Raw genomic sequence first — 11,365 nt, forward strand, 5'->3', positions numbered from 1 at the left:
GGCGTAGTGAGGGTGTTGCACACATGTCTGATCCTTCAGAAATTTTGATCCTTATAAATCAATCGTCTCCTGAAGGCTATTTCTGTTGCAACCCCTCACTTTTCATCAGCCAACCTGTAAAAGCCCCTAATTTTAAATTAACTCAAGTTACGCATGGGGCTAAAAATACGGCACTATAGGGCGGCTCTGTTCAAACTAAATGTTGCTTTACCCACTTTCTTGCTATCTAGACAAAATTTACTATTTTATTGATACGTTAAGGTGATTCTGAATATATAATATGTGTACATCAAAGTTATTGAGCAGGTTAGCTACTGTCGTTTTATTTGCGTTTTTCGTACATTCTGCTTTAGCTATTCCAGTCGAGGAGCAGCATGCTTTTGATCCCATCCATAAAAAAATTGAACGCCATATATACTCAAAGTGGCATTTTAAACTTCCTCGGTCAGCAATGGAATTGTCATCTCCTGCCAGAAAGAGAAAACATGCAGGGAGTCGCTCATTTCAGTACAAAGAGCTTGATCCGGTTGTCTCATATGCTCCGATTCAGTATGCCCCAAGGAATTTTATGTTTGCCGACAGTCAGTTGGTTATTCCTTATTGGCTAGCCAAAGGTAAACGACTGATATTTAATGGTTACTCTGGCCAAACAGGAAAAATGACGGGTAGTGCTTCTGTACCGCTAGCCAAAAATCATGGAAGTGCTGACAATACATTCCATACTCTTGGACAACTGCTTTATGCTGATTTTTACAATGAATCAAATCAAAGCTATTTGAATGTATTCAATACTTCTAATCAAATGGCCTGGGCTGGAAGCTATCCTATGCCCAAATCTTATTCTGTAGGGCACGGCTCGTTTATTTCTGTTGGAGAACAGAATGTAGTTAGTTGGGATTCTGATATTCTGCGAGACAGCGGTCAGTTTTGGTTGATGAATAACAGGGATCATCAAGAATGGGCGTTGACTGCACCTAAAGGGGATAATATTGTAATCAAAAGTGCCGTGTATTCTGCTAAGTATGGGTTGGAGGTACTGTTTTTAAGATCGGATGGTACGAATCTTTGTTATTATGATACCTCGCTTGACGATCCTATTCCTGAATGCCACACAGTACCTAATAGGGATAATCTTGAGATCGATAGTAAGTTGATTTTAACCGATTATGGTGTTTTGGCTATTCTAACTGATGGCATTGGTTTGGTCACTGCCCATAAGTACAGTTGGTTGTGGCACCTTAATAGTGAAAATTACCAACAAACTTTTCTTCGAAGAGCATATGGCGAAATCCCCCCAGTAGTCGCAGATAATACTCTTTATTTGACTATTAATGATGTATACGAGGGGAGTAATGATGAGGGTACGATTGTTTACTCCTATATAGCCAGCTTTGACCTTATAAACGGGCATATAAAGGCACTGGAACTGCTGACTGTTGATAGTAATCCTACTTGTACAGTATCGGTAGCCCAGCCAGTAATAGATACAAAGAACGGTTTTCTGCATGTTTTTACCAGCACTCAGGTTTTTTCGGAAACAGTGCCTCAGTTATGTGCTAATGCAGATCCTAGGGGAAGTAGGGTGTTAACCCTAGATGCAACTACGTTGAATATTGTGACTGACTTTAAGCCATCAGCAAATTCAAGGGGGTTTTGGGATCAACCAGTTCAGGCACAAGGCTACTTTGTTGAAGACAATAGCCTTGTAGCAAACTTCCCGGTTTATTGCGTCAACAATAGTCATCCAGAGTATTTTAATTGCACTTGGACAGATATGGTATATCCATTACATATTACTGTTTCTGAATCTGATTGGTATCCTGACTGATGTAATCCTGTAATGGGTGTTCTGTTTCTATCAATAAACTGATGTAGGGTGATGCTGGATTAATATAAGAAGTGAAATTGATTGAAATTTCTGGTGTGAGCTAGCTGCTGGTGCATTTCGTAGTTCTCACACTCAGAAATGGAAATCAGGAATGAGTACACAAGCCAGACAATACAAGCAGCTGACTCAGGGGCAACGCCACCAGATTGAAGTGCTTTTGGAAAAAGGCCATCTACAGAAAGAAATTGCAGAGCTCATTGATATCAGTGAAAGCGCCTTATGCCGCAGTTGAGGCTCTTAAGCTTGAGCATGGCGGTATCTCATTCATCTCCCGGTTACTGGGCTGTGACCCGAAAACCATTAGTCGTGGCATTGCTGAACTGGAATCAGGCGAGCAACCAAACACTGCCCGGCAGCGAAAAAAAGGGGCGGACGGAAAGCTCTGATTGAGAAACCCCCGAAGATCGTTGAAAACTTTCACTTCATACTGAACGATCATACCGCTGGCGATCCAATGCATAAGGATGTGAAATGTACAAACCTTTCTCGTCGAAAAATTTCTCGAAAGCTCAAAGGACTCAGTACGCCAGCGGGAAAAAACATCGTTTCTCACCTCCTTTATGAGAATGGCTACCGCCGTCGTAAACCGCAAAAAAAAGCGAACTATGGGTCAACACGCTGACCGTAATGCCCAGTTTGAGAATATCGCCCGTTTGAAAAAAGAATACCTTGATGCTGGCAAACCAGTACTCAGTATCGACACCAAAAAGAAGGAGTTGTTAGGTAATTTTTATCGTGACGGTGTTGTCGATTCAGTTGATCCCATAGATGTTAACGATCACGACTTTCCCAGTTGCAGTGATGGCAAAGTGATTCCTCACGGCATAAGTACCTAGGCAGTTGCTTTGCAATATTTTGACGAGCGGATTTTTTCAGCCTTCAAGGCGCAACGTCGGGCACATTTATCAGCACCAACGCGAGCTGTTTAAAGAGGTAGTTGGTGCTTTCATTGAGATTTTTGCAAAGGGCAAAGATTACCTGCTACCAAAATTTACAGGTGTCAGTCATCAATGCGTAAGTCCTAGGAGTCTGTCGGACTTAGCCGACCGTAGCGAGGAAAAGTCCGGTTTGAGACAGTTTTTATGATTATTTGAGGCGGATAGCGAGCTATTCAACGAAAAGAATCATAAAAAATGGCCAAATCAGGCTTTTTCGCAGTAGGTCAGTGGTAAGTCCGACAGGCTCCTAGTCACAGTGCTATTCGTTTTGTAACGCCCGAGCAGCGTCATGATGGCCAGGACAAGGGGATACTGGAACACCGAAACAGGTTTACAGGAAGGCGCGTGAGAGGCACCCTTTACGCTGGTCTGGCAAGTTCCGGAACTGGGATCCCGTTGGTTCGGTTGCACTTAACCCGGAACGAGAGGCAGAGGTAGCAGGTTGTTTGGAAAAAGCGGCCTAAAATACGGTTATCGGGACAACTATCTTGAAAAACTCCGGTACTGACCACTTGCTTGATTAAGGGTGTGATCATCATTGCTGATATGGCCTATTACTGGGAGCATCGCTTTATACATGTTTGCGGTCTGGGTTGGGCCACCCATACCGTTCACCACAGCTCACCTTACTTCAATATTTCAGTAGCTTACCGTTTTGGTCCTTTGGACGGACTATTCCCGTTCTTCTTCCATGCACCTCTGGTCATGCTGGGGTTCCTCCATTCATGGTGTTCCTGGCCGAAGCTCTGGTTCAGTTCTATCAGACAGCACTGCATACAGAGCTGGTGAAAAAGCTGCCAAGGCCCGTTGAAGCTGTGATGAATACGCCTTCGCATCACCGTGTGCATCATGCGACTAATTCCAAATATATCGATAAGAACTATGCGGGTATTTTCATCATCTGGGACAAGATGTTTGGTACCTTTGCTAAGGAAGATGAGAAGGTTCGTTTTGGTGTTTATCCACGGATCAATAGCGTAAATCCGATTACAGTGTTCTTCCACGGATTTGTTAAGTTGGGTTCACAACTCTGGAATGCACCGTCCTGGTCTTATCGCTTCAAGCTGCTGGTTAAACCACCAATCTGGGCCTGGGAGCAGGAACAGAAAGCAAAAGCCAAACTGGCTGCAGCGCAATCTGCCTGACAGTCAAAACTGTGAAGCTCATTTCGTCTCTTCAAGTCTGAAATGAGCTTCACAAAAATTCACTTCTTTCCAGCGCCTCAACCATTTTGAGGCCACTCCCCGATCTTAGTCATCCAATTACTTCCTCAATAGAAATCACGTCAGCGCCAGGCTTAAACCTGCTCTTGCATACTATTTTCTACTGCCAATAAGCCATACATGTTGATCCACTCAAGCATGGTTTTATTATGAAATTGTTGATTAATGTGTTCGCATTAGAATAGTATCTGTCAATAATGTGGTCACATTAATAAAAATGTGCTCTGTTTTGTGACTGCATCACTGCCTCGAATAATAAGAATCTCCCAGCCGTTGCTTCAGTCTTGAATCAGCAGGTTAGGTACAAGAAAAAGTGGAATTTATGCAGTATATCGTTGAAAACGAAAACCCGAAGATACCCTCAATAATACCGGCGAAGGCTTCGTTATTTGCTTTGGTAGCAGCATTGACAGTAGCCGTTTCAGGCGCAGTTTCGGAGGGTCAGCTCAAGTCAGGTTCTCTTCCAGGCGTGCCCGGTTATCAGGAGGATAATCCGTTTCTGGAGGATTCCCCTTATCCGACTATACATGGTGATAGTCGTGTATCTGATTACGTGGAAGATCAGGCTCCTGTCAACATCGAGACAGTCTGGACAGTATTACCCAACGAGGTTTTTGTTCAGCCCTGTTCTTCAGGAGCCAATGGTCAGCTTTATTGCACCATGTCCAGGGGAGGGGAGTCAGGTATTTGCAATCTGGTAGCACTGGATCTGATCACCGGGAAAGAGCTCTGGCGTGATGTCGACCCTGTTACCAAAGAGTGCATTCTTGATGGAGGGTCGACTCTTAACAATCCTTACATCGACAAAGAAGGGTATCTGTATACCGCAGATACCCAGAAAATTGTTTCCTTTGATACTGAGGGGAATGTTCGTTGGACGAATGATCATCCATCACGCATTTTCTCTGAAAAAGGCTATCCAAATGTACCTTTTGGACTGAATACCCTGCCAGGAGGTGAGCTGGTATCGGCCACAGTGGGGGATGGTGTTGTTCTGGTGGTAGACAGACTCAGCGGTAAAACACTGGCTGCCCTGGACCTTCCCAGTGAAAAAACGGACACCAGTGGCCCTGTTCCAGAGAAATATCTGAAAACCAAGGCCGATAAGCTGGCCAAGGAACTCTGGTGGAAAGTAGGGTTGGGCGACAGTGGGTATGAAATTGACAACAATACTGCCGTAGACCCTAAAACCGGTACTATTCTGATTTCCGGTGGTGCGCCGGAAGGTGGTTCAGAACATCAGGGGGCTCTGTGGGGGTTGCAATACGAAAACGGCAATCTGCGGGTACTCTTTCACGTTCCCATGGCAGGTAAAGGTGGCATTGCTACCAGCCCTGCCATTACCAAAGACGGAAACTATGTATTAATTGGCAATGACGCCGAGCAGCTGGTGGCTGTTGATCTGCCCGCTTGTCTTGCTCTTTCAGCCAAAACCATTGATGCCGGTCGTGCCGGGGCTGCCTGTGAGATATATGGTGCTTCTGAGCCCGTAGGGTTTGTCATTGCCTCTTCACCTACTGTTGCTCCTGATAACCGGGCTTATATCTCCCTGGGTTTGAAAGGTCTGGGTTCCTTCCAGATTTCCGGTGGAAAGGGCAAGCCCGTAAAGGTTGAGAAAGTCTGGGAGTCAAAACTGGCTAAAGGACGAGTACCTGTATCTGTGATCACAGGCTTTGATAATGTCATTTATTTCAGCGACCGCAATTACATGGATTCTACCCATGCAGTGGTTGCTGTTGATCCAAAAGATGGCTCAATTCTGTCAACGACTCCTGCCGGCGATGCCATGAACATCACTATGGCCATCGATCCCAACAGCAAGAAACGTATTCTGATAGCCAATATCGGCAACCTCTCCGATGAGGTGGGAGCACATCAATATGGAACTCCGCTATTAGACAGTCCAGCCGGAGTCACCACCTTTAAGGCTACTGAATAAGTTTGTGAAGGGCTGGCTTTTCTTTTGGGTGGCCAGCCTTCAACCAGCTTCTATCCAAGCAGCCTGCCTGTGTGGGCTGCTCAAATGAAAGTTTTTTCATTCGTCCAATTGCCAGGTGCAAAAGCAAAGGCCTCAAAATGAAAATAATAAAAACAGTGGATTCAATGACGGTCAGCTTTCCGGCTGAGCGTGATCAAACATCCGGATATAAATGTCTTGGTAAATCCAGCCTTCTGGCCACTGTCATCTCTGTATTGTTCCTGTCAGGCGGGAGTTCATCATTGATGGCAAGTGGTTTAACTCAAACGCAGAGCATTGCTGATAGCAAGCCTAATGTGTTGCTGATAACGGTTGATGGGTTGGGTAATGGTGATATCAGTGCCAGAGGAGCCCCCTTCAAAACACCTAATATCGATAAATTGTCGTCCAATGGTGTGGTCCTGAACCGCTTTTATGGTGCCTCTCAGTCCAGTGGTACTCTGGCTGCCATGATGACGGCTCGAGATCCCCATGAGCTGGGTATCAGTTATGCCGAGTTTTATCCCTGGTCACCGGGTGCACTGGCTCCCAGTGAGTTCTTGCTGTCAGAATCCCTCAAAGCTGCAGGCTATCAGACAGCACTGGTAGGCAAATGGCAGCTGGGCTCTCAAACTCAACGACATCATCCAAACAGTAGAGGGTTTGACTACTTCTTTGGTCATCTGAATGGTCAGGTTGATTACTTCAATCATTCTTCAGCAAGAGGCATCGATCTTCAGGAAAACGGTCAATCATTGGGTCACTCGTACGACAATGTTTTCGGTCCGCGCCTGATCAGTGCTGCCTCAGTGAACTGGCTGAATCAGTTATCAAGAGAGGACTCTGCTCCCTTCTTTTTACAAGTCTCTTTCAAGGCACCCAGAGCGCCTCTTCAGGCGCCAGAAGATCTGGTGAAGAAAATTCAGGCAGAGAATCCCGAGCTTTCTCGCGAAAGGCTGATTTATGGGGCCATGGTCAATGCTGTCGATCAGGGGGTTGGCCAAATAATCTCCACTCTGAAAAGTCAGGGCAGACTGGACAACACGCTGGTGGTTTTTCTAAGTACTTCTGGGGCTGATCTGGAGAATGGAGCCAGCAGTGGTGATTTGAGAGGTGGAAAGCTTTCTGGCTATGAAGGGGGCATTCGTAATCTGGCAATTCTCTCCGGTCCCGGCCTTCCCAAAGGCGTCAGCAGCGATCAGGTGATTTCTGCAGTGGATCTCTATCCGACTATTAATGAGGCTACAGGCACCAGAAACGGTGCTCCCCAGGCTAAGGCTCGCTTACAGGATGGGGCCAGCGTCTGGAAAAGTCTGAAGGAAGGACGTGTTGTGCCTCATTCTGAAATTTACCTTGCCGCTGAAGGAGAAAAGGGGGTGGGGAATGATTTTAATTTCTCCATTATCAAGGGAGATTACAAAGTTGTACGACACGTAACCCGCAGTTATCAGGGGATCGAGATCAAAAATGAACTGTTTTATCTGGCCTCTGATCCAGGTGAGACACGAGATCTTGCCACGGAACAACCCAAGGTTCTGGAGTCACTGTTGTCAGGTTTTGTGGGGTGGCGCAAGAAGCATATGTGGACGGGCAATCATTACGAACCTGTTCCCCTGCCAGGTTGGGTGGCACCTACGGATTGGGCATTGAGAATGCAGCAGCGTGAGAAGACAGCCTCCGGTGAAGTTGGAGATAACGTATTTGGCTTCATTGGCGGTAATTCTCTGACGAGTCTGGACCGGATTATTTATAAGAAAACAGAAATGGGCACCATTATTTACGAGTGATGGTGTTACGAAGCTGAATAAAAATAATTAGAGAAGTTATCCGTTATGAAAGCATTCAGAAATCTTTGCCGAAGTCTGATATTTGGTGCCACTGCCAGCGCTCTGGCTCAGTCTGCAGTGGCCAAGCAGCCCAATGTCATGTTGATACTTGCCGATGATATGGGGTGGAAAGATGCGTCATTTCATGGAGCCGAATTTGATACGCCTTCGCTGGATAAAATTGCAGCCGAAGGGGTCGAACTGAGGCGTTTGTATGTTAATCCAAAATGTTCTCCCACCCGTGGGGCTTTATTGACTGGTCGTGACCCCATTCGTTTTGGTATGGGCTATGCAACCGTGTACCCCTGGGTTGAAGGAGGGATTCCCAAAGCGGAAAAGCTGATTGGAGAGTATTTTCAGGAAGCAGGCTATCAAACGGCCGCTTTTGGTAAGTGGAACGTGGGGCATACCTTCAATTATCAACATCCGAATCAGAGAGGCTTTGACTATTTCTTTGGTCATCTGAATACCAATGGCGACTACTTCGATCATACCGTTAACGAAGTAGGAGGGTTTGATCTGCAGAGAAATGGAACATCGGTGGATCGAAAGAAGTACGTCGACCGTTCAGATATTGAAAAGTATGGCCCTTTTGTTCTGGCCAATGATGCCAATCAATGGCTGGATGACTGGGCTAAAAAGCAGAAAGACGGCACTCCTGACAACGATGGGCCATTCATGATGTATGTTCCTTTCAAGGCGCCGCATTCGCCACTTCAGGCTCCTAAGAGTTTGATCGACGAAGCCGAAGCCAGTCAGCCTGGAGAAATTCGCAACCCCAAACGAAAAATATTCGCCGGTATGATGCTGGGGATGGATAAAGCCATTGGCCGGATGATGGACAAGCTCGATGAACTGGGGGTGGCGGAAAACACCATAGTGATGTTCCTGAGTGATAACGGAGGGACCGGGACTTATCAAGGGGGTGGCTTGAATACGCCACTGAGAGGTTTTAAACAGCAGATCTATGAAGGAGGAATCAGGGTTGTTGGTATGATTCGCTATCCAGGAGCGGACTCGAAAAATCCTGTTATTAAACCGGGTAGCGTATCCGAGCAATTTATTACCGGCTGGGATGTACTGCCAACATTGGCACATGCGTCCGGTGTAGATTATTCCACTGCTCCTCAAGGAAGACCTCTTGATGGCACCAGCTATTGGCAGCAGCTGACCAGTAACAGGGTTGAACCCTATCGAGGTGATATCTACTTTGCTACTCAGGCGACAGCGGTCAATGAATTTGCGTTTGCTGCCATTCGTGGAAACATGAAGCTGGTCCAGCTGGTGGATATGCAAATGGAGTCGGTCAAGGTAAAGAATGAGTTGTACGATATAAAAGCGGATCCTAATGAGACCAAAGATCTGTCTGCCGATCCTGCTCACGCCAATCTACTGGCTGATCTGATAAACAGTGTCGAATTCTGGCGAAATGATCGTGAACCTTTTGTACAGAGCCGGATCAAAGTGGTTCCCCATCCTGGCTGGGTAGCTCCTGCCGACTGGGCTGAGTTCATCAAAGAGAACAGTGCTCCAGGTGTGCTGCAGAAATACGATCAGGAAAATCTCTGGGGTGAAGTGAACGTGATTGATTCCAGTGCTGAGTTGAAAGCGAAGGACGAGGCGTTTCAAAAGGCCCATCAGGGACGCCTGATTGTTCAGTAACTTCCTGGTAAAAAGTCTCGTTAGTCTGTTGGCATCGTCCGACTAACGAGACTGCTATCATCGATTGATGATCAAAGTATCAATTGAGAGGTTGTTGAATGACATGAACAATCGAGTTGATCAGCAACTTTTTAAAAGACTCCCGTTGGCTGCTGTCGAACGAAGGCGCCTGTTTTATCTTCAGACTGTAATCCGCAAGATAGTGAAGTAAAGTGCTTCTCATCATCAATTTTCTGAGTTCCTGCTCTTCGTCAGGCAAGTGATCCAGATGGGCAGAAATCAATGTCGATAACTTGTTCAAGATCTCTGATTGCCGGGCATTCTTCTCCAGAGTAGGGTTCACCTGATGGTAGCGGATGCGGGAGATAAACAGCAGATAATCCATTCCTCCGTCTGGATTGTCCATCTCTTCAATCATGGGCAAAGCCAGAGCTTCAATAATGTCGGGTAAACTAGGCTTGTCACTTAACTGCTCAAACAGTTCCTCTCGACGTCTTTCAATATCTGGTTTGTGTTTGTCGTATATAGCCTGTACCAGACCTTCCTTGTTACCAAAGTGATACTGAAGGGCGGAAGCATTTTTCTGATTGGATTCACGAACAATTTGATTGAGAGAAACGGAATCAATGCCTCGTTCAGCCATCAATCTTTCTGCGGTATCGAGAATGATTTCCCGGGTACCCTTACTGCTTTGGGGTGTCTTTAAAGACTCTACGGCTGACATGAGTGTCCTTAACACTGAGGTTAACTGAAACTGGATCATATCATTGGCTGCATTCGCTAGACCAATACCAATTTAGCAAGCAACAGCGACCTGTTAGCAGTTTAAGGAATCTTCACAATCCTCTCTGAGTCAGAACTTTCGAAGTTGCAGGTATTTGGACACACTGCTGGAAAGGCTTAAAGCCTCTCCATTAGTGATCTCAGGTAAGCTGAAATAACGGGGTCTTCAATCAGAAGAAATAGAGTGCCTAGCTCATAGCTGGTCAATCCAGGGTTAGCTGTGTTGATGTAATGGAGCATTATTTTACCGGCGATAATTTCTCGCTTTGCCCTGTCAGGTATTGCCTGAATTTCAGAGAGCAGCTTTGTTCCCGCATAATTTGTCAGCAGTTCCTGGGTATCTGAATCCAGTTGCCATAAAGGATGGTCCGGTTGATGGGTTAACCAGATAATATCCATAAGCCTTGGTATAACGTCGTACCTGTCTATGATTCTGTGGCTGACATCTCGTAACATCCGTGGATTGAAATTGAGTTCCATCAGTGCCTTGGCCTTATCTGTGGGGGCATACCGATTTTCAAAAAATGCTTCCAGAGGTGTACCCTGCCATAGGGCTTTCAAGTCGACATTCACGTCACTCTGAAAGTATCGCCATTCATACAGAGGAACCTATGCATACTGATCACTTTTGCGAGACTGAGGTTGCCTGCCACCAGAATAAGGGGGTGTGAGAAATAGATCAGGGCGTTATAGTCATCCTGACTGGCTATTGGGCCAGGGTTAACTATGTTGATCTGCTTGTAACTCATGGCTTCTGGAATCACGTAGCTAATCTTGACTGTATCTGACTGATAAGTGACATATCCATAGCCCAGATCCGCAAGCATTCCACGATATGCACTGCTTTGGAGTTGTTCCAGTTTAATGTTCAGAACGATTGTAGGGTCAGCGTCATTAATTTGATTGATAATCGCCAGATACTCTTTTAAGAATGCCTGACTGTGATAGTAAGCTATGTAATAAGGGGTTTGAAACAGTATTGAGTAATCTATGATTATCTATCATAATCTCATACTATGGATAAGAGATTAGTCAAGATTGGTGAAGCAGCTCGCTTGCTGGGTACTGACCACTCAACATTGAGGAAG

At 45.8% G+C, this 11,365-nt stretch carries 11 protein-coding genes and 2 pseudogenes; 10 read left to right on the forward strand and 3 right to left on the reverse strand.

All coding sequences use genetic code 11. From position 1 onward, the window contains the following. Positions 1 to 280: 280 nt before the first annotated feature. From ACR2PX_RS28300 to ACR2PX_RS28345, 10 genes and pseudogenes are all read left to right on the forward strand, one after another. Positions 281 to 1,828 carry a hypothetical protein gene (locus ACR2PX_RS28300; protein ID WP_434002700.1) on the forward strand — a complete coding sequence of 516 codons (1,548 nt, stop codon included), beginning with the start codon at positions 281 to 283 and terminating at the stop codon, positions 1,826 to 1,828. A gap of 151 nt (positions 1,829 to 1,979) precedes the next feature. Continuing rightward, positions 1,980 to 2,120 (forward strand): hypothetical protein, encoded by a 141-nt coding sequence (locus ACR2PX_RS28305; RefSeq protein WP_434002701.1) that lies wholly within the window; start codon positions 1,980 to 1,982, stop codon positions 2,118 to 2,120. After that, on the forward strand, positions 2,095 to 2,274 hold the full coding sequence (locus ACR2PX_RS28310; protein ID WP_434002702.1) for a hypothetical protein: 180 nt from the start codon (positions 2,095 to 2,097) through the stop codon (positions 2,272 to 2,274). Before ACR2PX_RS28305 ends, ACR2PX_RS28310 begins: the two co-directional genes overlap by 26 nt. A gap of 41 nt (positions 2,275 to 2,315) precedes the next feature. Beyond that, the gene (locus ACR2PX_RS28315; protein WP_434002710.1) at positions 2,316 to 2,510 is read left to right on the forward strand and encodes an ISAzo13-like element transposase-related protein; all 195 of its coding nucleotides are present in this window, start codon (positions 2,316 to 2,318) and stop codon (positions 2,508 to 2,510) included. Continuing rightward, positions 2,455 to 2,724 carry an ISAzo13-like element transposase-related protein gene (locus ACR2PX_RS28320; RefSeq protein ID WP_434002703.1) on the forward strand — a complete coding sequence of 90 codons (270 nt, stop codon included), beginning with the start codon at positions 2,455 to 2,457 and terminating at the stop codon, positions 2,722 to 2,724. The genes ACR2PX_RS28315 and ACR2PX_RS28320 overlap by 56 nt, the downstream gene beginning before the upstream one ends. Before the next feature lie 354 nt (positions 2,725 to 3,078). Then, positions 3,079 to 3,290, forward strand: a pseudogene (locus ACR2PX_RS28325) (IS3 family transposase); the annotation flags it as partial. 82 nt (positions 3,291 to 3,372) lie between these two features. Beyond that, positions 3,373 to 3,971: pseudogene (locus tag ACR2PX_RS28330) on the forward strand (sterol desaturase family protein). A 400-nt stretch (positions 3,972 to 4,371) separates the two neighbouring features. Further along, the gene (locus ACR2PX_RS28335; RefSeq protein WP_434002704.1) at positions 4,372 to 5,988 is read left to right on the forward strand and encodes a PQQ-binding-like beta-propeller repeat protein; all 1,617 of its coding nucleotides are present in this window, start codon (positions 4,372 to 4,374) and stop codon (positions 5,986 to 5,988) included. Between the two features lie 137 nt (positions 5,989 to 6,125). Further along, positions 6,126 to 7,793 (forward strand): sulfatase-like hydrolase/transferase, encoded by a 1,668-nt coding sequence (locus tag ACR2PX_RS28340; protein ID WP_434002705.1) that lies wholly within the window; start codon positions 6,126 to 6,128, stop codon positions 7,791 to 7,793. Positions 7,794 to 7,838: 45 nt separating this feature from the next. Continuing rightward, the gene (locus tag ACR2PX_RS28345) at positions 7,839 to 9,494 is read left to right on the forward strand and encodes a sulfatase-like hydrolase/transferase (protein ID WP_434002706.1); all 1,656 of its coding nucleotides are present in this window, start codon (positions 7,839 to 7,841) and stop codon (positions 9,492 to 9,494) included. 79 nt (positions 9,495 to 9,573) lie between these two features. On the opposite strand, the gene ACR2PX_RS28350 is transcribed toward ACR2PX_RS28345, so the two are convergent. The 3 genes from ACR2PX_RS28350 to ACR2PX_RS28360 all read right to left on the reverse strand — a co-directional run bounded on the left by ACR2PX_RS28350 (position 9,574) and on the right by ACR2PX_RS28360 (position 11,104). Next, complete coding sequence (locus ACR2PX_RS28350) at positions 9,574 to 10,218, reverse strand: TetR/AcrR family transcriptional regulator (protein ID WP_434002707.1); 645 nt, start codon at positions 10,216 to 10,218, stop codon at positions 9,574 to 9,576. A gap of 176 nt (positions 10,219 to 10,394) precedes the next feature. Beyond that, positions 10,395 to 10,838, reverse strand: coding sequence for a hypothetical protein (locus ACR2PX_RS28355; protein WP_434002708.1), 444 nt, complete (start codon positions 10,836 to 10,838; stop codon positions 10,395 to 10,397). Between the two features lie 8 nt (positions 10,839 to 10,846). Next, the gene (locus ACR2PX_RS28360; RefSeq protein ID WP_434002709.1) at positions 10,847 to 11,104 is read right to left on the reverse strand and encodes a hypothetical protein; all 258 of its coding nucleotides are present in this window, start codon (positions 11,102 to 11,104) and stop codon (positions 10,847 to 10,849) included. Positions 11,105 to 11,365 lie beyond the last annotated feature (261 nt).

The organism is Endozoicomonas sp. (genome assembly GCF_051008435.1).
GTDB lineage: Bacteria > Pseudomonadota > Gammaproteobacteria > Pseudomonadales > Endozoicomonadaceae > Endozoicomonas_A.